The organism is Candidatus Pantoea communis (assembly GCF_011752685.1).
Lineage (GTDB): Bacteria > Pseudomonadota > Gammaproteobacteria > Enterobacterales > Enterobacteriaceae > Pantoea > Pantoea communis.
Genome location: NZ_VWXC01000019.1, coordinates 82,259 through 108,151 on the forward strand (window position 1 = coordinate 82,259; position 25,893 = coordinate 108,151).

Sequence of the window (25,893 nt, forward strand, 5' to 3'; positions counted from 1 at the left end):
ATTTGGCAAAGCGGCACAGCGCAAATGTTGCAAAATGCCCGTATTGTATGGGCGAATGATCCTTGCCAATTCTGATTGCGACCTTCCCGCATCTACTCTGCAGGATGATAGGTGAGCTGCCCTGCACTGACCAATGGTTTGAATCAGGCAAATTCACCTGCCTGAAATGAAGGGCTGTTCCCCAGAAAACCCCGCCAGCTTACTGTTTAGCGCAGGCAGGCTTTGAGTAGCCAATGTGGCTGGAGTCAACGCTTTCTAACCGCCTACGGCATTACAGCACACATCAGACTTTTACCGGGCAATGATGCGATGCCCACCCCGGTGGAGATGAAGCCACCAGCAGAAAACGAAACGCTCACCCTTTACTCAGCCATGCCCTGGAAACCTCAGGAAGGTGTTCGCTTCGGGTCAGTACGATCATGGAATCGCCAGGGAATAAATGCGGCTTGAGAACGATATCCCACGTGAGGTGCGTATACTGCTGACTCGCTGTTCAGAGGCGGACGGTCTTCAGAGATTGAGCCTGCTAAATAAAAGGGATCACACATGGACAATCGCCATACCCAGGAATTTATTAACTACTACCTTGACCTGAAAACCGAGCCGCAATACGCCATCATGATAAAAGGCGCCTGGGGTTCAGGAAAAACCTGGTTTATTGAACGGGTGCTCAGGGAATATAAGACACCCGATAAGGAATTCAAATTTCTCAAGGTAAGCCTGTATGGCATCAACACCATTGAACAGATTGAAGATGAGTTCTATCGTCAGCTTCACCCTGTCCTCTCAAACAAAGCTCTGATTTTCGGTGCAAACGTACTCAAGAATACGTTAAAGGCATCGTTCAAAATCGATCTTAATGGCGACAGCAAACCTGACCTAGATATCAACGCCAGTATTCCCAGCATAAACCTGAGTGACTTCAGCCGGGAACCTAATGGCTTTGTGCTGGTGTTTGATGATATCGAGAGAACGAGCATCGAGTTGACGCTGCTGTTCGGCTATATCAATCACTTTGTGGAAGTTAACGGATACAAAGCGATCCTGATTGCGAATGAAGATGAAATCATAAAAAGCGAAAAACGCAAAAATAATGACGACAATCACGCCAGTGCTGGTTACATCAGAAAAAAAGAAAAGCTTATTGGCAGAACCTTTGAGGTCGTATCGGATTTACACGGTGCCTGCGGGGAGTTCTTAGGCAAGGTGAGCAGCCGTACTGTTGCAAAAGCATTTAAAGCTGACATGCAATCTGTAGAAGCGCTCTATCGATCTGCGGGTTACAACAACCTAAGGCATCTGAGGCAATACTTCCTGGATGTCGAACGAATCACCAACCTGCTGGGAGTTCAATACGTCAAAAATGACGAGTTTATGGGGATCTTTTGCCGCCAGTTGTTGATCTTCTCCATGGAATACCGGGGCGGCAATCTCAGCCATGAAGAGTTTGATACTATCGGCAAGATTAACTACTCCCTGATGCTGGGCGACAAAAAGCAGGACAGTAAGTACGACAAGATTGTGCAGAAATACTCCTCTCCTGTATTAAGTGAGAAACTGCTGGATGGAAAGCACTGGCGCGAACTGATCTGCGATGGAAAGGTGACGGATGAACTTCGCACGCAGCTGGACATCACACGCTTTTTCAGAAGCGCCAGCGCTCAGGCATGGGAATATCTCTGGAATTTCCGGCAGCTCAGGGAGAACGTGTTATCCGAGCAGTATGACATTGCGAGAGATAACCTGTTCTCTGGCAAAATCACGGAGTTTGGTGAACTCCTGATGACGGCAAGCATCCTGATAGAGCTGGCGAACGAAGGCCTGACGAAGGATGTGATTCAGGACATCATAAATGAGACTAATCACCAGACAGACAGCCACTACAGCCGTATGGGGCCGAAGGAAATTCAGCATGCGTTTGTGAAATCACGTCACAATGAATTAATGGCCTGGCAAGGGATGGGTTTTCTTAACCGTGATGGGGATGATTTCAAAGCCATCCGTGAGCATGCCAAGGTCGCACAGCAGAACAGATTTGATTCTTCACTAGAGGAGTTTGCGGCACAGTTTAGTGAAGAGCTTAAAAAGGGAGACTTCACGTTTCTTTCAGAACTTAGCCTCTCCGACCAAACCAGATTGAGGTTGTTTGAACTGCCGTTTTTACACCTGACCGACCCCGCCCTCTTTATTGACAGTTTCAGGCAACTCGACCCGGTTGTCATGAAAAGAGTCAGTTTCAGCCTGAAGAACCGTTATGACGATGAGCTCTGCCGGAGCAAACTGCATGAAGAATATGACTGGCTGACTAGCCTTAAGACTACAGCGGATGGCTTCATCAGCGATCTCAACAGTAGCCGCTTTCAGGTGTTTCACGTGAAAGAATTTACTGATTACATACTGGCGAATGCGATTGCCTTATTTGAACCGGCGCAGACTTAACGTCGGGGCTTTCCGCGAAAACTGACTAGAAAAGCACGTCATTTCCTTTACTCAGTCAGTGCAGGAAACGGAGGCAAACCGTTTCCTGTCTGGTTCATGTTAACTTTCCTGCCCCTGATTAAATACAGTCATCTCATTAAGAGATGTGCTGGCATGCCACCATAAATGCATCTTCCACTTCAGTAAGGATTAATTGTTCTTGATGACATTCTCAGTCCGCTGAGGACCAGCAGATTATTAAACCTTCAGAGCTAAGCTTTATGGCCCGTAATGCATCCTTTAGTGAATCAGCGAAGCATACTGGCTTCGCCGGTTAACGCAGTCAGGTTGAAGATCCGGCGGCCTGCCGGGAGGCCAATGACGGCTTGCAGCGCTCAGCTATTTGCTAATCCTGAATATTTTCACAGCACAGGCTGCCATCCAGCACCAGAAAGCGATCGCTACTACAGAAACTGTCAGTGATAAAAGATATCGAAAGTTATCCTCAGTTTGGAAGCTGTTTACCACGTCCGTACCCAAAACGCCCACCAGGGAAAGCATCATGAATGGCAAAACCCACTTCACCTGTTTACGCAGCTGTATCTCGCACTTATCAAGAGGATATAACCCGGGCCAGCGCACCGTGTTTAGCGAAGAAAGAGATGAGGTGGATGGGGCTGAAGTATCTGAATGCAAGGCTATCCACATCAGCCCTGCACACCCGATGCCTAAAGCTGTGGATAGATTGCTGCATACCATGCAGTTAGTAGCGAGCAGACGGTTGGTTATTTTATAATCACACGGAGGATTATATAGCTTTAAAAATCAACGAACAGACAGGTTTACCTCCCCTCCCCTGCCAAGAGCATCTTGCGTCTGCCTGAAAGCCAGTTAATACTACTGTAAATATATACAGTTATTTCATGCGAGACTATTTTTATGTTCAACGCCTTTGAGTTGATAAATCCGGCGTCTAATCCGCCTCCCCGTTTCCGGCCACTGTTTCTTGAACGCGTACCGTGCGGGTTTCCGTCACCCTGCCAGGACTACGCTGAGCAGGAGCTGGACCTCAATGAGCATCTCATCACTCACAGGGCAAGCACCTTCTTCCTGCGCGCACAGGGCAGCAGCATGCAGGACATTGGCCTGTATGACGGTGACCTGCTTATCGTTGATCGCTCACTGAAACCTGAACACAGTGACATTATCATCGCTGAGGTTTACGGCGAGTTTACGGTAAAACGCCTGCTGATCACACCTGACGGGCCGGTTCTGCAGCCAATGAATCCTGCCTACCCTGTCATCAAACCCGATCCTGATTCTCTTCAAATTTTTGGCGTAGTCATCCATTTCGTTCACACCACGCGCCGGAGAAACTGAATGTTTGGGCTTATCGATGTGAATTCATTTTATGCAAGCGTAGAGAAGGCGTTTCAGCCCTCGCTAAGAAATGAACCTGTCTGCATTCTTTCGAATAACGATGGCTGTGTTATAGCAAGAAGCAAAGAAGCCAAAAAATTCATACGCATGGGAGAACCCTGGTTCAAAATTAAAAACCAGCAGTTCCCCGTTAAGATCCATTTTTTCTCCAGCAATTACGCGCTTTATCATTCCATGAGCAACAGGGTGATGTCCTGTATTGAGGAGATTGTTCCCCGCCTGGAAGTGTATTCGGTGGACGAGGGATTTTGCGATTGCAGGGGAATGGAACTGACCATGCCTTATGAAAATTTCGGGCGGATGATCCGGGAGCATGTTCTGCAATGCACCGGTCTGACGGTGGGTTGTGGCCTGGCACCAACGAAAACGCTGGCAAAATCGGCTCAGTGGGCAAGCAAAGAGTGGCCCCAGTTTCGTGGCGTGCTGGCGCTGACAGCTGATAATCCCGGGCGCATTGAGCAAATGTTGTCACGGCAACCCGTCGAAGAACTGTGGGGCGTGGGTTCTAGAATCGGCAAGAGGCTTAATCTGTTAGGCATCAGAACAGCACTCGAACTGGCACGCACCTCCCCTGTGTTTATCCGTAAGAATTTTAGTGTCGTTCTGGAACGGACCGTGCGCGAGCTCAACGGTGAGTCCTGCATTGAAATGGAGGATGCCCCTCCCCCTAAGCAACAAATAGTGGTCAGCCGAAGTTTCGGGGAACGCATTACAACCTATGAGGCCATGCGTCAGGCTATCTGCACTTACGCCGAGCGTGTCGGTGAAAAGCTGCGTGAAGACCGTCAGTTCTGCCACCACGTTTCGGTTTTTATCCGCACTTCACCTTTTGACAACGGGCGGCCCGGCTACAGCAACACAGCGTTTGTCCGACTTCAGGTCTGAACACAGGATACACGCGACATTATTCAGGCGGCCATACGATCACTTGATAGCATCTGGCAGCCGGGTTTTCGATTTGCTAAAGCCGGTATCATGCTGAGCGAGTTGCGACCTGACGGCTTCGCTCAACTCAATTTGTTTGATGAACATGCTCCACGTGCGGGAAGTGATGCCCTGATGAGTCTGATGGATAAGATGAATCGTTCCGGGCGTTACAGCATCGGTTTCGCAGGCAAAGGAATTCAGCCGGAATGGCGCATGAAGCGAGAGATGTTAAGCAAAGCCTGGACTACTAACTGGAAAGAGCTGCCCATTGCCAGAATATGCTAATCAGCAACTATCTGCTTTGCCATGCTAACTTCACAATTTATATTTCGCATTTTATAAACGCCAGTATTAGACCGTATGGGGTTGATTAGACTACTTACAAAATCCCAAACTAAGTTTTCTGCATGATTTTACATTTTGCCGACGTTAGCTCGGCGAGTGTGCCAACACACCCGCGACATGGCCAAGTAAATCACTCCCAATAAATATAGGAACGGCTCACGTTCACATCATGCTCTTCAATCTTGTCTTTGCCCCCAGCATAATCTGGAATAATAATTGTGACATGCTCAACCGCGTTTATGCACTGATCAAACTTATCCCTCTTGAGACAGCGTGTTACCGCTTTCTCAGTAGTGGAAAAAATCTGAATACTGATCTCTTTTGCCAGCCTGCCTAACTTGTCATAACTGTATTCTGATTTTCTTGAAGCAGATTGCTTGCCAGTCAGCTGACCTGCAGCGTTGTAATTGAATTGAGTAAAAGTTCGGTCGGACTTGAGAGAACTAGTTCTTTTGGCGCCAACAATTTGACCTTTAGCGTTATATTGATAATGAGTCATTGCTGTGCTCGTCTGCTTCAGGGTGCCATAGATTCCTTCTGTAATATCACCAGACTTTTCGATAGCTCCCTTCGGGTTAACCAAGTAAGCACCTTTGATTTGAGCATCAACAAACAGGGTGTTTTTTTGCGTTAGGGTATCAGTAAAAGAATTGCGAAAGGTCATAACTGTATCCCAGCCATACTCCCGTCTGCTTGCATGCATGGTGAAAATTGATGTCAGGATACCTTTGGGTGCTTTTTCATTTCTCTCCTGAACAATGTCGGCCTGAAGAAGCCCTCCACACTGGTCAAACGTGAAGGCACCTTTTCCTTGCATAAAACCATCTTTGCTTTCGATCTGCATATTAATGGATTTCGGCACAACAAGGGAGGTCGTCTGGTCTACCAGAATTGACGCGTTAACTTGATTCACTGCTTTTTGTTCAGAAGCGCAGGCAGCAGCCACAGCCATAGGCGAGCAGGGAAGTGCAAGGCATACCAACACAGCATTAGTCATGAATTTCATTTTTCTTTCTTGAGTGTAATGAATAATGCATTATCTTAAAAAAAGATGAGAACCTGGGCTTTAGGGTTGATGATCTTCTTGTGGCAATTTCTTGTATAGGATTCATTTGTTATTCTGTTCGAAATCTGTTTCGCATTGATTACATCTCAGATTTGACATGAATCAGAACGGGAATTTCACATTGAAATTCTGATACTTTAAGTATGATAATCATCAACTTAGACGTGAAATCATGATGGGAAAAACTTGAGGTTCTCGTTCTACTAAAATAGCTAATCCGGAAGAGGGGAGGGCGGTCATCCAAACACTGAGCAGCTTTGTATAGCGCTACTGTGCTGTTGCCTCATGCAACTAACAAGTTAAATGAACGGATAATTTCACACGTACAAACATTTGATGTTTTTCCATTAAATCTTGCACGTACAATTATATTGCGTACACTTGCATCATTGATTGCCAACGGGGCGGACGAATGAAGAGTAATTACGGCGGATTAGATGAGACGGCACGCAGAGCAAATGCAATGCTGCGCAGCATGAGTGACGACATTACAGTAAGACGTAATGAATTTGGTCTCGATCAGTACTATCAGACTTTCACACGAAATTCGGTTGCCAACCTTCCTAAGCTAAGCCGCCGTGCCGTTGAGCAGGCAATTGATGAAATGGAAGAGAAGGGCCATGTTTTCGGGAAAAAAGATGCGGGTAATGCAAAGCATTATGCGCTTACCATTCAGGACGTAATGGACATCTATGCCCATCGTAAGGTTCCTAAATATCGCGATATACACGCCGGTGAAGGCCCCTTTGTTGTCTTTGTCGTGAACCTGAAAGGGGGCGTATCAAAAACAGTCAGTACCGTTACCCTGGCACATGGCCTACGCGTTCATCAGGATCTGCTGCAGCACGACCTGCGTATTCTGGTGATAGACCTCGACCCACAGGCTTCCAGCACCATGTTTCTGAACCATGCCAATAGCATTGGTTCCATTATGGAAACGGCTGCGCAGGCAATGCTGAACGACCTAGACGCTGAACAGCTTAAAGATGACATCATTAAGCCCACCATTATCCCGGGTGTGGATGTGATCCCAGCCTCCATTGATGATGGCTTTATCGCGAGTCAGTGGAATGACCTCGTCAGACAGCATCTTCCTGACATGCTGCCTTCGGATGTTCTTCGCCAGACCATCATTAATCGTGTTGGTAAAGACTACGACTTCATTTTCGTCGATACGGGTCCGCACCTTGATGCATTCATGCTTAATGCATTGGCTGCAAGCGATCTGCTGCTGACGCCAACGCCGCCAGCTCAGGTTGATTTTCACTCAACGCTCAAATATCTCACTCGTTTACCGGAAATGATCGAGCAGTTAGAAGAAGAGGGCATCACACCGCAGATTAAGGGCAACATTGGTTTTATGTCCAAGATGACCTCAAAGCGCGATCATGAAATGACACATGGCCTGGCACGGGATGTCTTCACGTCTCATATTCTCGACGCCACCTTGCCACGTCTGGATGGGTTTGAACGCTGTGGAGAAAGCTTCGACACCATCGTCAGCGCCGACCCCAGCTCATATCCGGGGAGTTCTGAGGCCCTGAAAAATGCAAAACGTGAAGCAGAGCGGTTTACGCAGGCGGTGTTTAAACGAATTGAGTTTGTAAGGGGTATAAAATGAAAAAGGAAATGGTCAAACTTGGCCGCCAGCTAGGAAACTCAAGCTTCTCAAAAATGATGAGCGAATCAGAGAGCGAACGGGTCTTCACCCTCAAATCCGGTGCAGAGGCGCGTTTTACTCTCACAAAGATTCTGCACGATGACATTGAAGCACAGACTTTTGTGGATGCATCCATCAATGGCCGCGACCAGAGTTTCCTGACGCAGGAGTCAGTCAGCGATATCGCCCGCACGATTAAACTTCAGCAGTTCTTTCCTGCGATTGGTCGTGAGGTGGAAGGGCGCATTGAGATACTGGATGGATCGCGCCGCCGCGCAGCCTGTATCTTCAATGACACGCCATTTGAAGTCCTCGTAACACGTGATGACTTGTCACTTGCTGATGCACGTCAGCTGGCAGTCGATATCCAGACAGCCAAAGAACATACCCTACGTGAGTTAGGTAAACGCCTTAAACTGATGTATCCAGATGACATGAAGCAGGCTGATATCGCTTCAGCTGAAGGGTTGTCTGCGTCTAAGGTCACGCGAGCATTTCAGGCGGCAGCTGTACCAGATGAAATGATTGCCGTGTTTCCCTCAGTGAACGAACTGTCAATCAGCGACTATCAGACCCTGCTTGATGCCGCTGAAAAGGCCACCTCAAAACACATCGGCTATGATGCACTGGCTGCCGGGGTGCGTGAACGTATGGCTAACGACTCCTTTATCGGGCTTGACGAAACGGCTATCAAAACAAAAATTCTTGGCTTTTTCCGTACGGAAAGTGCGGATGCCAAATTAACGCGTGGGACCAAAAAAGTCATTACAGAGAAGATGGCTGACTTTGCAGATAAAAAGCAGTTTGCCCGTAAGAAAATCGATACAGATAAACGCCTCGTTTCCTATGAGTTCTCCCGCCTTCCGGCAACCTATCAGGATGAGCTAGATTGCGCCGTCAAAGCGGTTATCGAACGAATGCTGGCCGACATGAAGTCTAAATGAAATAAACTAACTAAGCGGGAGAGTTTTGATAGTCTTCCCGCTTAATCTTTCTGTCTGGAGATTGACAACCCTCCTAAAATCATTCCTAAATCATTGTTAAATAATAAAAACTACGCTTAATTTCAGGTTGAAATTCCCATTAAAAAAAGCTTAACTCACCGAAAAAATGTCTCGTCAACGAATAGAAAAATACAATAAACATAAGAGAATCAATGAGCTACCTTAAATACATTTCACATCGTGTTTAAAAAACACGTCAAAAACAATAATTACCTGCCTTATGTCAGCATTGAAACTGATTTAGCAAAATCCCTAACTAAAACGAATCCATTCACTTAAACATCGCTACGTGAAATGTGATGCGCATTGGTACCCAATGTCGTCAAGTATTCACGTAGCGTTGCCAATCATAAGTTAGCCGAAATGGCCGGCAGTGGCAGGTCTGTTACTCCAAAGTTCTATCCTGAAGACGGGAACGGGCTTCTTCGGCATACATGTTGGAAATGCTCATCAGCGTCCCTGACAGTCGTAGATAACCATAATCTTCTACTTCAGAAGCCAGCTTAAGATATTTTTGTGTAAGCGCGAGTTCTTCCTTAGCTTCAGGATCTACAAAATGAGCTCCGCGGGAATTCAGAATACTTATCCGGTATCCTTCACGTAACCTGTCCATGTCAGGATGGTCGAGAACTTCTGCAATAGCAGTATGTATCCAAAGCCCACATGGATCAGATGGAGGAGACATCAGAGCATTACCCAGATGATAAAGTGCCATGTCGTGTTGACCAGAATCAAGAACCAGCGTTTTCAGCTCATCAAACCATTTTTCAAACTGAACGGAGTTAAAAATACCATTTGCGTCAGTGCCAGGCACTAAATCCCAGTTAGATAGCAAACGGTATGCGTTCACGGCCATATTTTTTTCTTCTTCCGTTACCTGTTCCTTATCATCAGAAACGGTATCTCTTGGACGGTAGATCAGGGAAATAATCTGTTTATAGAAATTAGGATCAGCACTCATTTCCTTGAAAAGGGAAGTGGGTTTAATTTCACTGAACTGGTCTAGCAGGGATAGATACTTCCACTCAATAGCAAGCTTCGTTTCCTGAGGAATGGTATTGTTTTCCTGTATCAATGATATTATTTTTTTAATTGCATAAACATCTGGAACATTATCAATATTTTCATCGTCGTTCTTCCCGGTGTACTTAAGCAGAGCTTCGACTACAATATCTGCATCTACTACTTTATTAGTAAAAATACACTGGTTTATTGCATTAATTACGGCTCCTGGTCGGTTATGTCGCAGTAACTTACGCAATGGTAAATTACAGTCAGTGATTTTTTGATGGAAATTTGGACGCGCGATCTTCCAGTAAGTGGATTCATTATTTGAATTTAATCTATCCCATACTTCATCTGTAAAAGGGAAACAGGAGAGCACGTAAGCCTCTTCATTTTTCCTAAGCTTGGATTTATCGAGACTATCAAACCATTCCCATCCTAAGGTGTTTTTTCTTCCTAGGACATAAGAAGATAAAAATGGATAAATTTTATCCCCTTCAAAATCTGGAAGCATACTAATAATCTGAAAGTCCAAATCTTCATTACCCAGAATAGAAAGACTTATTCCGACAAGATAATTACGATCTATACTTTTTGCGAAATCGATGATTTTATCCAGACCGCCAATGGCATACAGGTCAGCGATGGCAGCATTCTGTTTTTCAGACTGCTCTTTCTCAAATTCATCCCAGTCTTTTCTAGAATGCATTGAAAAAACATCATCTGTAAAGAATTTACGGTAGACTATCATCTTATCCTGGGGTTTGAACCGGGGAATAAGATCAATAATTGGATGCAATTGCTCAGGACTTAGAGACCAGTTAGCTTCAGGGTAATTTTTGTGCCTGGTGCTAAATTTAAGCAGTGCATCCCATATTTTATTTTTCTCTTCATCAGATAATTCCTCCGGAACAATATTTCCTAGGATAAGCAAAAACTGTTCAGACTGCGGTTCCGGTATACTGGCAAAATTATCAATGAGATTTAAATACCTTTTTGTACTCCCATTGATATGCCTGATAGCCTCGCTGGCAGCAACTTCACATGTTTCCCAGTAAATACGATTTGTTACAGTAGGTTCCCATTTTCCCTCAGGCATTATCCACCATTTTGGTTCCCGAGTCCCAGTAGAGGTTGTCATAATGTTTGGCAGCAACGATAGAGCCAAAGTCCACGCAACATCATCAAAATCTTTGAAAAGTAATTTCAAACCTGCTAACCGCTTACTTTTCGTTGCTAACGTATGCGGTCGCCATGGTAAAAATATTTCTTTAAGGGAGTTAAAAGGATTATTTGCGATTTTACTGGTTGAGTCTCTCTCCGCAAGCCAGCTTAGAAATATAATGGCTCTTACAAAGAACACCCCCTCCCAGGCAAGGGTTTCAAGCGCGCCGATCAGGCCCAGGCAGTATTTGATCGGGCTAAAGCCAGTATTATATTCCTTCAGAAGTTCTGCAAAGAGCTCAGGCTCATTCTCCCTTTTTTCGGTCAGTACATTCAGGAACTTTTCAGGCGCTCCCTCTGCAAGATTTGGCATGAACCGATCCATTGTGGCCCAGTGTTTCCAGCCACTTTTTGCCAGCAGTTGCTCTAAAGCCTCATTAAGAGAGTGCTGAACTTCGTAAGGTTTGCAGTTTTTAAAATCTGATAAACGGGATCCCAGAAGCGCGAAAGTTTCAGATAATCCATTCCTTAAAGCGTCTGAATATAAAAGCTCATTATCCAGTCCAAACCTGAACCCGGATACATCCTCATCTAACTTTATCGCTTTATCAATTTTATTAAACGCGATTAAAAAACCTGAACAGAACCTAGTAATTTGATCTTCAAATAAGAAATCATATAAATCTTCGAAGCATGAAGTACGCTCCTTAATTTTCCATATTCCCCTTTTAAACTGAACAGGAGGAGAAGGGATAATTGATAGCTTTCTCAGCGAGAGTATCCACGTATCAATATCTGTATCTAAAATCTCCTTAATAAGTTCACGATCGTGCTTGTTATTTTCATCCCATGCACCAATCATATTTAAAAGAAATAAATCCTTTCCATTTTCATGTGAAGACCAGTATTTTGTCTTCCTTACTTCTGTTGTTACAAAATCTGAAGGGATATAGGTCAACGATGGTTTTCGGAAAAAGTTTAAAATTTCCTCAGAGATATTGCTTCGGGTTATTGTCCCCGCCATTTGATTAAAGTCCTGCACCTCGCAGATAATTTGACTCCAAATCTTAGCAGGCATATCTTTGTTAAATTGAGATATATGCGATTGTAAGAGAGATGAGATAACACCGCTCTTACGATCTAGATCATAACCTAAATAATGAAAGTGTCTGAGAAAATCGTGCACCTGAATATCCGCTACGGGTTGATTTCCATTCGCTTTATTTAAGTGTTCTCTAAAAGCCTGAAGTTTTTTTCTGACGTTGTCCGAGCAGAATATGGCCGTTGATATTTTTGCAAAGAACTCTTTATCATCCTTTGAATGTCGTGCCTGTTCTAGTAAGTGGCTCACGCCTTCCATATCCGTGGAACTGATTGGACCGGTTATAAGTGCAATCACATCTCGATTTTTTTTAAAAATGTCGGCATTGTTAAAGTCATTCCATGCCGCCTGAATAACTTCAGCAAAGAGTGAGCTTTTTGAAGTCATCGAAATTGAGTGTTTAACCTGACCTAGGAGTTTCCTAAGTTCATTATTAACCGGGTTTTCTATAATAACGATAAGGTCATCAGTATCATATCCAGCCACCTTACCCTGCAACTTTATTTCTTTAATAGGCCAGGGGGGTAGGCAAGGAGAAAATCCTCCGCTTAACATCAAAGTAACAAACTTCGCCTGGATACAAGCTTCAAATCTTGGTCCGCCCCCACCGGAGGATATGGGGTTCGTCAGCGCTTTACCTGTTGTTCCTGCCACGGCTATTTCCTTATTGGATTCATCATTGAATTCGTGCCCACTAGAGTCCCGGTACGATGCTCATAACATGCTGCCTCTTGAGGTTGAGTTAGTCCAGTGTCAGCTACAGGTTCGCGCAGTGTTCGGCAATCATGCTCTGTAGAGCTTCAAGATGAAGCACGCTCCTTAACGTATTAAAGTGCCAGGTAACGTAGGCATCACTTGATAAACACTGCTCTTTGGCTTTTCACCATTTATACCAAACGGCGGGATCGGGCCCGCAGGCCTTGTGGCTCAAGGGGAAGGGCGGTTTTCCGGGAAAAAAGGATCCTTTACGGGATTTGGATAACCCGCTAATCTGCGGGTAAAACCAAATCCCGGATCCTTTTTCCGCGATTTATTGATCTGGCTCCCGAACGCCCCCCGGGCGAAAATAGCCCTCTCTATGCACAGACATCGCTACGTGAAAATTAACGGATGAACAGCCTCATTCCCCAGCAGAATTCGCCAGAACGCGTCACCACGCTCGCCTTCGCGCCCGGCACCGATTTTGCGACCGCGGTGGCGCTCAGGCGCATGGCCACCGCCAATGGCACGACGCCCTTCTATTTACTGGCACCCGAAATCGCCGCCCTGCTGCACTACATGCCTGACCGGCGCCACCACTTTCTGTTCAGCACCCTGTGGAACACCGGCGCGCGCATCGGCGAGGCCTGCAGCCTGACGCCGGAGTCGTTTGTGATAGACGGCCCCCGGCCGTTCGTGAAAATTCTGTCCGAGAAGGTAAGAAGCCGGCGGGGCAGACCGCCGAAGGACGCGGTGCGCATGGTGCCGCTCACCGATCCCGCCTACGTCCGTCAGGTCGAGGTCTGGCTCGCGAGCGAGCGGCCGAGGCGCCGCGAGCTGCTCTGGCAGGTGACGGACGAAACCATGCGCAACTGGCTGAAGGCGGCGGTGGCGCGCGCTGCGGACGACGGCGTGCACTTTTCGGTGCCGGTGACGCCGCACACGTTCCGTCACTCGTACATCATGCACCTGCTGTACCACCGTCAGCCGCTCAAGGTGATTCAGGCGCTGGCGGGACACAAGGATGCGCGATCGATTGAGGTATATACGCGGGTGTTTGCGCTGGACGTCGCGTCCACACTCGCGGTCTCGTTCAGCGGGCAGGGCGCGGAAGCGGCGGCGGTGCTGAAAAGCCTGCCGCCCGTATGAATTAAATCAGTGAAAAGGAGTAACAAAGGATGCCTGCCGGAATAATTGAAGCCGTGGAGCTGTTTTTTAAATTTGGCTCTCAGGTCTGGCTGGTGATGGCGGGATTTATGATGGCGACGCTTGTATACGCGTGGCTGGTTAAAGCCGATCCGTCCGGGTTTATACGCGACCTCCTGAACCGTAAAAAGCAGCGTCTTATTCAGATCCGAACAATGGATTACCTGAGTGATGAGGCGAAAGAACTCGCAGAACGCGAACTAAAGCAGCTCGCACTGCATCCGCTGACGGGCATCTTTAACTACCGGCTACAGCCTCTGGCGGTTGAGTTCTGTCACCAGTTCAATCAGCGTCCACGATATCTTGCATCATGGCGCAGCTGGCTCAGCGAAGAGGACGGTCAGATCCGTTTTGATAAAAAATGGTGCCAGCGCGCATGGTGGGGATATGCATACGTAAACCTTCCCCTGTCGTTCGGCCTGGTTCTGGCGATTTCCGGCCTGATAGGGTGGAAGGCCGGGATCGAGTACACTGCACCGGCAATATTGCTGAACATGGTTACCTGGTGTTTTCCGTGGCTGATGTTTTCATCGGTGCCCACTCCGGCAATGACCCGGGTTCTGGAGGCTGATCTGGAAGCATTTAATAACCGGGAGACGGGAGCAAGTGACGAATGCAAGTTACAGTCTTCACGCCAGTGAAAAAGGTGACAGTGTAGCAACGTTGGAAAGGGTATTTACTTTCATGATGGTCGGCGCAATGGTAAGCCCTGACTGACATATTCCTGTGCCTTCCATGAAAGTGAATACCTTTTCACGATCTCCCCCCCGCCATGCGGCCGCAAGCATAACTTATACTCACTCCCGCCTGCCGGAATGTAGTTCAAAGCTAATGAGCCCATTATACCTTCTCTTCATAGTTAGCAACCACTCACTTACTTTTAAATCGGACAGGGCTTCGTAACCCGATTGAAGGTATTTACTTACATGATGAGGGTATCTACTTGCATGAATACTGTCCTACCGGGTAATCGCTGATCTGAAAGAGTATCTACTTTCATGCTGCAGTCCGTAAACACAGCCTGAAGGTATCTGCTTTCATGAAGAGACACTGATCGTCCCACAGAAAGGTATCTACTTTCATGAACCGCTACGTGACGGGTGCGCGATTTCCATGAAAGTAGATACGTTTACTGCGGGATCATTATGAAAGCAGAGACCTCAGCGGAGGTCTACATGAAAGCAAAGACCGGATAACGCCCAGTGACGTCAGGGGGGGCGACCTTACAACGGGATACATGAATGTATATACCCTGAATGGGACAGGTATGGCATAGGTTTCCGCCGGCCATTCATGAAAGTAGATACCTTTGACGTTTAACTCATGAAAGCAGAGACTTCAGTGCCGTCTGCATGAAAGTGAATACCTTTCCGGAAAATCAGTGACCGGATAACGCCTGAAGCTTGGGAGAGCGGCTGCTGATGACAAACTGGATCTCACGGCCTTTTTTCAGCTCGGTATAATCGATGTAGCCTATCTTCTTCAGGTCGGCCATCGCGCGCCTGATGATGGAGTTCTGCAGCTTGACGGGCGACCCCATCGCCAGACGCTCTCTGAGGCGCTTCATGGAGATGTAAAGCGTACCGCCGGGCATGCTCTCAAAATAGATATAAAGTGACTGTGCGGCTTCCTTACGGGACAATTCGGACAGCGCCTTGAGGCCCAGCAGGACTTTATGATCGTAGCGGTAAAGTTCCCACAGATTGCTGTCCGCCGTGATCTCCACCGTATCCGTGTTCATGTTGAGCACCGCGCGCTGCACAAGGTGAGAAAACATGGATTTCTTACCATCCTTACTGCTGAAGGCGAGCGTCACGCTGGAAATGCTGAAAAGCGAGTCGTGCAGGCGCTTTCGAGAGCGGGCGTTGAGATCTGCCGACTTGATGCCGCACATCTTGGCGAAATCGGTAAAGGGAAGCCGAATGGTTTCGCTGCTGTAGCCGTAGGTGGAAAAGGCCATGATGATGCCAAGCCACGTTTTAAAATCCGTGGACATGCTCAGCTTGGCGCCCTGGATCTTGATATCCGTATAGCCTTCGCGTTTTGCCACCTCAAGGCTGGAGAGCTCATCAGACGCGTCAATCAGAAAGTCACGCTTTCCTTTTTCCTTGGGCGCGACGGGAGTGAAGACGCTCAGACGCAGTAATGCCACCGGCTGAACGGTTTTGTTGCTGTTCGGCTCCAGTAGATAAACTGTTTCTGAATCCTTTTTAACGATCGCAAAAGGATTGTTTATGTCTATGACTTTATTGTCGTTTCCCACTTATCCACACCCACAGGTCAATAAGATCGCATTATCATGAAAGTGGATACCTTTATAGCATGAAAGTAAATACCTTTTCCATGAAAGTAGAGACCTTTTTCATGAAAGTGGATACCAAGCACATGAAAGTAAATACCTTATTCATGAAAGTAGATACCCGATGTGTAGTTTTTCTCATTTAGATCATTAAGATAGAGCGCTGGTGATCTCTTTTGATCTTCTATTGATCTCAATATGATCTTCTTATGATCTTAAAACAATTGATCTATCCGGTGGATATGTTGATAAAAGTAAAAATCTGCCGCGCCTGACGGCTTGCATAGCGCCTTACGACCATACAGTAAACAGCATGGCCGCTCACCGTTACATGTTGTTATGAAGATATCGTATCTGAATAAATTGAATCGCCATGGGTTTAACAGACACCTCAGAGTCATTTAAGATGACTTAAAGAGGGTCAAAGTCCAATGCCGGCTTGCGATAAGTCCCAAATATCGATTGTGAGTATCAGATGGAGCTTAATGAGCCCATGCGTAAGCAAAATAGGAACTTAAAGTCAGAACTGAGTAAACTGATGGTGAGTAATATATACTTCACATCTTAACGCATTGTTTAGAAAGAAAAAGAGCGCTAAAAATGATCCGAACAATAGCTATTCGAAATTTTAAATCATTAGTTGATATCTCGATTAACTTGCAGAAATTTAACTGTTTTGTCGGGATGAATAGTGCGGGGAAAAGTACCATTTTGCAGGCTATCGATTTCATATCAGAGCAGATGCATGGTGAACTTTACACCTGGTTAGACGCACGAGGGTGGGAACCGAAGGATTTGCACTCCCGGACAAGTAGCAGCAAGACTTCGCTGCAAACGATATTTTTAGAAGTCGTTTTTGATATGAATGGTCAATCCCTTGTCTGGCAAGGCCACTTCAATCGCGTTTACATGAGAATGACGAGGGAAAATATCTCCATTGATGATAACATGTACCTTGAGGTTCTTGATGGTAAATACAGAACTCATGATCGGAGCTATGAACCGATTCCGTTCGAGTACAGAGGTTCAATCTTATCGGCGTTAAAAGATAATGTGATTGCTGAAGAGATTGTACATTTCCGTGATGCACTCAAAAATATCCGCTCTCTTGAGCTGCTGTCCCCTCATTTGCTGCGTAAGCGCTCCCGGTCAGAATTGAAGCCATCAGGCGTTGGCATTGGTGGTGAAAAGCTATCAGGCTACTTGGATACGCTTACGGTCGAGGAAAGAAAGGAGCTGCTACAGATACTGAAATCGTTTTATCCGCAGATAGTTGGCCTGCGTACCTCAACTTTAAAAGGAGGATGGAAGAGGCTGATTGTCACGGAACGTTTTTCAGATTCCAATGAGGATGTGATCGTTTGTGAGACTGATGCAGGACAGCTTAACGACGGTTTGTTGCGTATTCTGGCTGTTATGGCGCAGGTCGAATCCAAAGAAAGTTCCTTGCTTCTTCTAGATGAAATTGAAAACGGCATAAATCCACAAATCATCGAAAAACTTGTTGATGCTCTTGTCACCGCAAAAACACAAGTCATTGTGACCACACACAGTCCAATGATACTGAATTATCTAGAGGATGATGTCGCTCGCAAAGGCGTTCAGTTTGTTTACAAATCACCCCAAGGACATACTCGTATACGACCGTTCTTCAGTATTGATCGTATTAATGAAAAGCTTGAGGTTATGGGGCCTGGAGAGGCGTTTATTGATACCGACCTGCAACTTTTAACGCTTGATAATATAGCGCTAGATCAGAAGCAACCATCCCAATTCAAGGATTGATAATGATTGTCGTATTAAGTGGTGAGGGCCCCTCAGACCTAGGTTCATGTACTAACAGAATGGGTGAATGTACTCGACCGGAATTCAGTTTTGGTCCAATGACATATTTTGTAGATAAAGAGCTCAAAGGCTTGATGAATTTCTCCATGCTCGATACTACTCCAGACCGCTACATCTTTGTGGCCAAACCTGAGCTGATTCGTTTAGCTGGCGAGCAGCGGCAGAACAGAAAGAGCATGAGCCTGCAGGGTAAGAAGAATAGTGCACTGGAAACTGGCTATTTTTATCGTAATGCTAAGACTCTAGGTAACAGGTCTGTTGAGCTTGCTGCTGAATATGGTGATGACTCCGTCATAGCTGTACTGTTTCGTGATTGTGATGGCACGCGGTCTGCTGATGCCTCACTTTGGCAGGATAAAGTCAATTCAATTCAGCAAGGGTTTCACGACAGTAAACTTGGAGGGCGTGGCGTGGCGATGGTTCCTAAGCCAAAATCAGAAAGTTGGATGCTTTGCGTTTTGAGAGATAATTACCAGCACTGTACACGGCTTGAAGATTTATCCGGGAATGACAATGCCATTAACTCGGCTAAAATGCAGTTGGAAGAGGCGTTAGGTGGTGATGCTTCAACCGCCTCTCAAATCAATTATCTTGAAGATCGTGGTATCGATACAGATCTCCTAGCATCTGTAATGCCAAGCTATGATAGTTTCCACCAAAACATGATTAACGCTTATCAAGAGGCTAACCGACTTGGAGTTTGAGATGGTGATGAGGTTATAATCCAATAAATGCGATTAATATCATGAAGATAATTATGTTAAAGCTAAGCAGAGATGACCGGGTTCAGGCAACCTGAGGTGTCCGGTTAGGCTTTTAATAAAAGAACTAACCCTCTGCTTTGAGGGTTAACTAAAATTAAAATTTAGTTTTAATAAAGTGGCTAATTATTCCGGAAGGATCAGCGAGTTAAGTATATGGTTCTGCCAAACACCATTTATTTTCAGATAAGATTATGCATAACCTTCTTTTACAAAGCCCAGACTACTCAGAGTCTTATTGCTGCGTAAATTTTAAGAGAGATGATTAGCCATTATTCTATGAATATTATATTTATCATGTACATAGGAGATGGATTCTTTTAGCGCCTCATGCATCAGGCCCTTACCCTGATAATCCCGGTCGATTGAAAATCCTAGATAGCATGCCTGAAAAACACCGAATATAAAGTTGGTGAAATTTATACTACCTATAATTTTGTTATCATCTTTAAAGGTAAAAACCATAAGGATGCACTTTCTTTCTTCATAATCGAGTAGCGCATTACTGATCCTTTCAGCCACGCTATTGATTGTGAAATATTCTTCATTTCGCAGTGGTTCAAAGGGCGCGAAATTGGCTCTGTTATCAAGCAAGTAACGCTGAAAATTGACTGAATGGTCTAAGTTCAGCAGATATACATCGGTCCGTTCAGTTGAAAATAACTTCATCTCTCATCCTTGTGAATGTCGGTATCGCTCTGATTGTATTGATAAATACTTCAACTTCCAAATATCTCCTGGCTTCGCGCCTGTAAATCAATCATCGCCTCCAGTAAATCATCCTCATTGACCGCACGTTGCCGCTTTTTAGCTGGATCTTTCTTCGCACTTCTCCGATTCGGCCCGGTTCCGGCCGGGAGGCCCTGAGACCGCGTATTATCACGCTTGTCCTGCATCAGCTTGGCCACGGCCAGCGCGTGTCCAAGCCGTTTGTTGTCAACGATCGCACCCTGGTCAACTTCAGACAGCCGGTCGTAGGTAGCGTAGGGGAGCACCGTGCCGTGACTCCTGAGTTCAACGCGACCATCCGGGTACTGCCAGGCATCCAGATACTTACCCATCGCGCGGCGGCTGTCATCGTTATCCTCAAGAAGCAACAGCATTTTATCGTGGCGGACCGTCAGCGCTTTCGAAACCTTGCGCGGTTCGCGCCAGGTAAATATCTGGTTCAGGTTGTCGTCTGCATCGAGCGGACGGTGAACGTCAAAATCATGCCTCGGTGCCTTCGCGAAACGCCGGTTGTAGTCCGCCATAAACTCAGCGGCAAAGGCGTTAGCCGCGTCAGGCGTGCTGATGTCACGCAGCCTGAGTTCCTTGACCAGCCGATCCTGCAACGTGAGGTGTGCACGCTCCACGCGGCCCTTGGCAGAGCTGGTGTTGGCGCAGATGCCGGTGATGATCAGCTCGTTCATCGCGCGACCGAACTGCGTCTGACCGTCGCCGCCAGCCGCATGTTTATTGTTGATGCGGAACACGCTGTCCTTGTCGCTGTAAAACGCCAGCGGCTTGCCGTGCTGCTCCAGATAGCCGCGCGTGGCTTCAAAGTAGGTGAACGTGGACTCGGAGCGGACGAAATGAAGCTGCATCAGGCGGCTGGTCGCGTCATCCACATTAACCAGCAGCGTGCAGGCCGGGCCACGTTCCTCGCACCAGCGGTGATCGCAGCCGTCGATCTGTATCAGCTCGCCGACACAGGCGCGCCGGTAACGCGGTTGCTGAATCTTTGGGACGCGATGCCTGCGCGGGATCCAGAGTCCTGACTGCATCATCAGCTTGCGTACGGTCTCTTTAGACAGCGTCACGCCGTGCAGCTCGGCCAGCTTCTCGAAGGCCAGCGTCGGGCCAAAATCAGCGTAGCGCTCGCGGATGATCTGAACCGCACTTTCAGCAAGGCCTGCTGGCAGCTGATAGTTGCTGGGCTTGCCGCGCCGCCGATCAGCCATGCCCAGCGGACCGTCTGTGCGATAGCGCTGAAGCAGGCGACGACAATGCCTGTCGGAAATACCAAGATGCTCAGCAGCGAGATGGGTTATCAGCCATCGGTCGACAACGATTTGAATAACTTTAAGCTGGTTAAGTTCGTTCACCGTTAAAAACTCCGCAGCAGAGCCTGTCATCACAGGATCCTTAGCAGGTAGCTCGAAGCGGTCAGGTAAACTCAATAGATGCATTAATATTGATATTAATCAATAGCATACAAAAATTCGCGCAATACTTATTATGTTAAATAATGTAATTGAGTGCGCACTTGGACCTTTACGATGCCGCAACTTTCTCATCAGTGGGTTATTTCCAACATTACCAGCGCTGATCATTGCATTGGTTCCAATACATGATCGCATTAGGCCGTTAAAACACCTCATACCCTGCTTTCATTTTCTGCAGCAGAGAAAAGTTGTATGAACCCAGTCGCTCAAGTAATCTCACTAAATTAGTAAGAACGTTCGTACATAATGATTAATGATGTTGAAAAAGAAAAGCGAGCGCCTCCCGCAAGGAGAAGCTTATCAACGTATACTCGAAGCCGCAGAGCCGCTCTTTGCCGAACGCAATCCAGAATTGGTCAGTTTTCGCGATTTAGCTAGCGCAGCTGGCGTGAGCTTATCGGCCATTAACTATCATTTTGGTACGCGTCAGGCACTGTTTCGTCATATCTTTTTGCGTCGTGCGCGGGCACAAACTGAGCGTCGTAGCGCTAGCCTGCAACAGTTAAAACTTACCGGGCTGGAAAACGACATTGAAGCTATTATCGAGGCCTTTGTCCAACCGGCGCTCAATGTGCAGCCGGGCGATAAACATGATTTATTCAATAAGATGCGCGCACGTTTAGTCGCCGATGCATCGCCAGATTCTCGCGCCACGCTCAGTGAAGCCTACGACGTAAATGATCGCCTGTTTGTTGAAGCATTAGCAAAAGCGCTTCCTCATTTGTCGCTGAAAGATGTGCATTGGCGTTTCCATTTTTTAGTGGGATCAATGATCTACACCATGTCTGATTTCGGGCAATTGGCGGAAATCTCTTCCGGTGTTTGCTCGCCTGAAGACAGCAGCGAATCCATTCGCTACATCATTCAAGCCTTTGCTGCCGCCCTTCGCGCTCCCGCCACCTCCCCTGCACCATAACTTTCACGGGCAGTTATGCTGCCCGCCATAAGCGCAAATTCTCATCATATAAAAACGCTATTACCCAACGCATTGATAGTGTTAGTACGAACGTTCTAACTTAAGCCATCCCAACTCAATAGCTTTTTTATTCCCTGAGAGGTTGTAAATGGCGAAGAGCATTTCTGCTTCATCTCTGTCCGCGGCGTCGCCGACACAGCCAAAACGCCTTTGGCTAACCACAACGGAATTGCAGATCCTATTTGCTATCGCTTTTCTGGCCGTGCTGTTTTCACTGCTATTTCCCGGCAGCTTCGCCACCTTGACCACGGCCAACAATATGGCGCGTGTCGCAGGAATCTTGGCGGTGGTGTCAATCGGTCAAAGCTTTGCATTGATCGTCGGCGGTTTTGATATCTCCGTTGGCGCCACGATGGGATTGGCAAGCGTCACCGGCGCGCTGCTGATGAAAGCTGGCATCGACGTTCCGCTTGCCGCGCTGCTCGCGGTGCTTTCAGGAACCGCGGTGGGACTCATTAATGGCATCGGCATCGCGCTATTTCGCGTCACGCCTTTTGTGATGACGTTGGGCGTTCTCACCGTAACCGCCGGTTTAGCCAACCAATTAGCCAATGGCGGCACCATCATTGGTCTGCCTCGCGCGTTATCGATGTTAGGACGCAGCAATTGGGGCAGCATTCCCAGCGCCGCCGCAATTGCCATCATTGTGTTGCTGCTCGCCTGGTTTCTGATGCAGCGCACGCGTTTCGGTCTCTACATTTATGCCATCGGCGGCAGCCGCGAAACCGCGCGCGTGGCGGGCGTCGCCGTCAAAGCCTATGAAATGTTGGCCTACACCTTATGCGGCACTTTCGCCGCGATGGGCGGCGTGATGCTGACGTCACGTGTGTCAGTGGCGCAAGGCAGCCTTGGTCAGGGCTACGATCTTCTGTCAATCGCCACCGCCGTGATTGGTGGCGTGGTGATTGGTGGCGGAATCGGTCGCTTCACCGGCGTGATTCTCGGCGTGGTGTTTATCACCTTGCTGACTACCGGACTCGACATCGCCGGCGTCAATCCCTTTATCCAACAGATGATTACCGGCGCAGTGCTGGTGATTGCGGTGATTATCTCCCGCGCCCGCGGCATGGGTCTCGCACCGCTTAAACGTCTTTTTATGCCTGCCCGCCCTTGATGGTTGGCCTTCACCGGGAGAAACGAGTATGAAAAAAGCACACCTGCCTTTGCTGTTAATGCCAGTCGCCCTGCTGATCAATTCTGCGCCGTTGTGGGCCGAAGAGTTATCGCTGACGCCTGCCGAACATACACCGATGAGTTGCGACGTCACCTTGGGCGTCAATGACATAGCGCAGACGCAGATCACGAAGGCCAGCAAGCCTTACACCATTGCCTTCTCGGTGCCTTCGTACGCCAATCCGTACATTCAGGCATTGCTGTACGGCGCACAGCAGGCCGCAAACGAAGCCGGCGTAAAACTCGCCGTCACAGCGGGCAAAGGTTTTATGGACCCGGCTTCGCAAATCACCCAACTGGAAAATGCGCTGGCGCGTAAGCCGGATGCGGTGCTGATTAACCCGTCCGATCCCGATGGTTTAGCGCAAACTATTGACGACACCATCGACAACGGCACACCGGTGGTTGATGTCGGCACGCTATCGAACAGTGAACAATCGTGGAAACTGGTTCAGGACGATTACACCCAAGGCGTGATGGCGGCAGAAGCCTTAGCAAAACAGGATGTTGCCGGTGGCAAAGGCATTGTGATGGGCGGTCCGGCCAACGCCAGTTGGGCACGTCGGCGCATCGCCGGTTTTGTGGATACGCTGAAGAAATACCCGCAATTTCAGATCGCGACCATCGTCAGCACCGATATCGATCCGCAACAAGGTTTAACCAAATTCGTCAACGCCGCGCAGGCAAATCCACAATTTAGCTGGATTTACGCCACCGGTTCCTTCCTGCTGGCTCCGCAATCCATTCCTGCGGAGTACCAGAAAGCGGTGTATGTCGCCGGTGGATTAACCAATGTGACGGAAGATGCGCTGAAACAGAGCAAAATCACTGCCGTATTGCCCGACTTCCCCATTTCCACCGGTTATTACGGCGTGAAAATGGCCATCGACATCCTTGAAAAACGTCCTCCGGCAAAACGCACTTGTGCGCCCGTTGCCGCCATGACAGCCAGCGATTTGAGTAATCCAGTGTGGTCAAAGAGCAGCATTTTGCCTGCTGACTTCAAGCCTCTCGGCTAATCACCTGTTCGGGCAGTTCGCCTGCCCGCTAATCCGTGGAGAGATTCATGCTGAATGCACAGACAAACGGCACGGCGATGCTGCGCCTGAGCGGCGTGGGCAAACGCTTTCCTGGCGTGGTCGCGCTCGACAATATTGATCTGGAACTGAGACGCGGAGAAATTCATGCGCTGCTGGGTGAAAACGGCGCGGGGAAATCCACGCTGATCCGCATCCTCACCGGCATTCACCGTGCGGACGCAGGTCACTATCTGCTGAATGATGAACCTGTGCGCATGGAAAACCCGCAAATGGCGCAGCGGCTCGGAGTGAGTCTGGTGCCGCAGGATATCTTGATGGTGCCCGGTTTTTCCATCGGCCGTAACATCCTGCTGGGCAGCGAAAGCTTGCACACGCTGAAAGATCGCCTCAATCCGCATGAAATTGAGAAAGTGGAGCAGGCGCTGAGCCGCGTGGGCGCGACTTTTTCACCCCACACGCTGACCAGCGAACTCTCGGTGCCGCATCTGCATTTGGCGCAAATTGCCCGTGCGCTGCTGAATCCCGGCGATCTGTTGATTCTTGATGAACCCACCGCCGTGCTCTCGGAACATGATGCAGAACAGCTGCTTGACCGCCTCGAACAGCTGCGCGATCAGGGGAAATCCATCTTGTATGTCACCCACCGTTTGGGGGAAGTGATGCGCATGGCGGATTGCTTCACCATTCTGCGCGATGGCAAAAATGTAGGCTATTTCCGGCGCGGCGAAATTGATCGTCAGGACATTGTGGATTGCATGGCGAAGCCCGGCGGAAAGCTGCCATCCGAATGCGCGGTTCGCGCGACGCCGCTCAACATCAACACCTTTCCGCGCCTCAAGGTGTCGCAGCTCTCGGGGCAACAGTTTAGCGATGTATCGCTGCATGCCTTGCCCGGAGAAATTGTTGGCATTGCCGGTGTTCAAGGCGCCGGACACGGCAATCTGCTGCGCGCGATAGCTGGTACTGATCCTCACCATCAAGGTGAAGTGATGTTGGATAGCCGCACTTTGTCGCCGTTGACCAGCCGCCATGCGCTGCGCCACGGCATTCTGCTGGTTCCCGCCGACCGGCGCGGTTCGGCGATTGTGCCGGGCTTGCCTATTCGCGCCAACATCGCGTTAAGCGCCCGCGTGCGCCAGCAGGTGCGGCGCTGGGGTTTACGTTGGCATAAGGCCGAACGCGACATGGCGCAACGCTATGTCGATGACCTCACCATTCGGCCCGGCAGCGCAGAGACCCTCATTGGCAGCTTGTCCGGCGGCAATCAACAGAAAGTGGTGCTGGCGCGAGCGCTGGAGAGTCGTGCGCGTCTGCTGCTGATTGAAGAACCGACCCAAGGCGTGGATGTGCGCGCCAAGGCAGAAATCCACGCGTTGCTGCGTCAGGCCGCCTGGCACAACGACTGCACATTGGTGATCGCCTCATCTGAATTTGAAGAACTCATTGGCCTGGCGGATCGCATCTATGTGATGCGGTCCGGGCGTCTAGTGAAGGAACTCGAAGGCCAAGCGGCCAGCTACAAAGCGATTCTTGAACATGCTCTTTCCTGAAATTCA

The 25,893-nt window shown here is 48.2% G+C and carries 18 protein-coding genes and 1 pseudogene; 14 read left to right on the forward strand and 5 right to left on the reverse strand.

The window, feature by feature from the left end:
- Positions 1 to 546: 546 nt before the first annotated feature.
- The 4 genes and pseudogenes from F3J37_RS21465 to umuC all read left to right on the forward strand — a co-directional run bounded on the left by F3J37_RS21465 (position 547) and on the right by umuC (position 5,070).
- A complete protein-coding gene (locus F3J37_RS21465; protein WP_166935623.1) occupies positions 547 to 2,439 on the forward strand; it encodes a P-loop NTPase fold protein in 1,893 nt (630 codons plus the stop codon).
- A 541-nt stretch (positions 2,440 to 2,980) separates the two neighbouring features.
- Complete coding sequence (locus F3J37_RS21470; RefSeq protein WP_166935625.1) at positions 2,981 to 3,214, forward strand: hypothetical protein; 234 nt, start codon at positions 2,981 to 2,983, stop codon at positions 3,212 to 3,214.
- A gap of 143 nt (positions 3,215 to 3,357) precedes the next feature.
- On the forward strand, positions 3,358 to 3,798 hold the full coding sequence (gene umuD, locus F3J37_RS21475) for a translesion error-prone DNA polymerase V autoproteolytic subunit (RefSeq protein ID WP_166935627.1): 441 nt from the start codon (positions 3,358 to 3,360) through the stop codon (positions 3,796 to 3,798).
- Positions 3,799 to 5,070, forward strand: a pseudogene (gene umuC / locus F3J37_RS21480) (translesion error-prone DNA polymerase V subunit UmuC).
- Between the two features lie 190 nt (positions 5,071 to 5,260).
- Here umuC and F3J37_RS21485 read toward each other — a convergent pair.
- Complete coding sequence (locus tag F3J37_RS21485; protein WP_166935629.1) at positions 5,261 to 6,136, reverse strand: RHS repeat domain-containing protein; 876 nt, start codon at positions 6,134 to 6,136, stop codon at positions 5,261 to 5,263.
- 472 nt (positions 6,137 to 6,608) lie between these two features.
- On the opposite strand from F3J37_RS21485, the gene F3J37_RS21490 reads away from it, so the two are divergent.
- Positions 6,609 to 7,817: an AAA family ATPase gene (locus F3J37_RS21490; RefSeq protein ID WP_166935631.1), complete on the forward strand. Its 1,209-nt coding sequence runs from the start codon at positions 6,609 to 6,611 to the stop codon at positions 7,815 to 7,817.
- The gene (locus tag F3J37_RS21495) at positions 7,814 to 8,800 is read left to right on the forward strand and encodes a ParB family protein (RefSeq protein ID WP_166935633.1); all 987 of its coding nucleotides are present in this window, start codon (positions 7,814 to 7,816) and stop codon (positions 8,798 to 8,800) included. The genes F3J37_RS21490 and F3J37_RS21495 overlap by 4 nt, the downstream gene beginning before the upstream one ends.
- Positions 8,801 to 9,245: 445 nt before the next feature.
- On the opposite strand, the gene F3J37_RS21500 is transcribed toward F3J37_RS21495, so the two are convergent.
- On the reverse strand, positions 9,246 to 12,785 hold the full coding sequence (locus F3J37_RS21500; RefSeq protein ID WP_166935635.1) for a hypothetical protein: 3,540 nt from the start codon (positions 12,783 to 12,785) through the stop codon (positions 9,246 to 9,248).
- A 456-nt stretch (positions 12,786 to 13,241) separates the two neighbouring features.
- Between F3J37_RS21500 and F3J37_RS21505 the strand changes: the two genes are divergently transcribed.
- Together F3J37_RS21505 and F3J37_RS21510 are read left to right on the forward strand one after the other, a co-directional pair.
- Positions 13,242 to 13,979, forward strand: coding sequence for a tyrosine-type recombinase/integrase (locus F3J37_RS21505; protein ID WP_166935637.1), 738 nt, complete (start codon positions 13,242 to 13,244; stop codon positions 13,977 to 13,979).
- Between the two features lie 29 nt (positions 13,980 to 14,008).
- Positions 14,009 to 14,677: a hypothetical protein gene (locus F3J37_RS21510; protein ID WP_166935639.1), complete on the forward strand. Its 669-nt coding sequence runs from the start codon at positions 14,009 to 14,011 to the stop codon at positions 14,675 to 14,677.
- A gap of 737 nt (positions 14,678 to 15,414) precedes the next feature.
- Here the strand turns inward: F3J37_RS21510 and F3J37_RS21515 are convergent.
- Positions 15,415 to 16,299, reverse strand: a complete 885-nt coding sequence (locus F3J37_RS21515; protein ID WP_166935641.1) for a RepB family plasmid replication initiator protein — start codon at positions 16,297 to 16,299, stop codon at positions 15,415 to 15,417.
- Positions 16,300 to 16,935: 636 nt separating this feature from the next.
- Here F3J37_RS21515 and F3J37_RS21520 point away from each other — a divergent pair.
- Positions 16,936 to 18,120 (forward strand): AAA family ATPase, encoded by a 1,185-nt coding sequence (locus F3J37_RS21520; protein WP_166935643.1) that lies wholly within the window; start codon positions 16,936 to 16,938, stop codon positions 18,118 to 18,120.
- Between the two features lie 2 nt (positions 18,121 to 18,122).
- A complete protein-coding gene (locus F3J37_RS21525) occupies positions 18,123 to 18,884 on the forward strand; it encodes a hypothetical protein (protein WP_166935645.1) in 762 nt (253 codons plus the stop codon).
- Between the two features lie 309 nt (positions 18,885 to 19,193).
- Here the strand turns inward: F3J37_RS21525 and F3J37_RS21530 are convergent, their stop codons facing one another.
- Both F3J37_RS21530 and F3J37_RS21535 read right to left on the reverse strand, forming a co-directional pair.
- Entirely contained in the window at positions 19,194 to 19,610 is a 417-nt protein-coding gene (locus F3J37_RS21530; protein WP_240154151.1) for a GNAT family N-acetyltransferase, read from the reverse strand.
- A 50-nt stretch (positions 19,611 to 19,660) separates the two neighbouring features.
- On the reverse strand, positions 19,661 to 21,058 hold the full coding sequence (locus F3J37_RS21535) for an ISNCY family transposase (RefSeq protein WP_166935647.1): 1,398 nt from the start codon (positions 21,056 to 21,058) through the stop codon (positions 19,661 to 19,663).
- Between the two features lie 346 nt (positions 21,059 to 21,404).
- On the opposite strand from F3J37_RS21535, the gene F3J37_RS21540 reads away from it, so the two are divergent.
- From F3J37_RS21540 to F3J37_RS21555, 4 genes are all read left to right on the forward strand, one after another.
- Complete coding sequence (locus F3J37_RS21540) at positions 21,405 to 22,064, forward strand: TetR/AcrR family transcriptional regulator (RefSeq protein ID WP_166935649.1); 660 nt, start codon at positions 21,405 to 21,407, stop codon at positions 22,062 to 22,064.
- Between the two features lie 148 nt (positions 22,065 to 22,212).
- Complete coding sequence (locus F3J37_RS21545) at positions 22,213 to 23,238, forward strand: ABC transporter permease (protein ID WP_166935651.1); 1,026 nt, start codon at positions 22,213 to 22,215, stop codon at positions 23,236 to 23,238.
- A 28-nt stretch (positions 23,239 to 23,266) separates the two neighbouring features.
- Positions 23,267 to 24,316 carry a sugar ABC transporter substrate-binding protein gene (locus F3J37_RS21550; protein ID WP_166935653.1) on the forward strand — a complete coding sequence of 350 codons (1,050 nt, stop codon included), beginning with the start codon at positions 23,267 to 23,269 and terminating at the stop codon, positions 24,314 to 24,316.
- Positions 24,317 to 24,363: 47 nt separating this feature from the next.
- Entirely contained in the window at positions 24,364 to 25,887 is a 1,524-nt protein-coding gene (locus tag F3J37_RS21555; protein WP_166935655.1) for a sugar ABC transporter ATP-binding protein, read from the forward strand.
- Positions 25,888 to 25,893 lie beyond the last annotated feature (6 nt).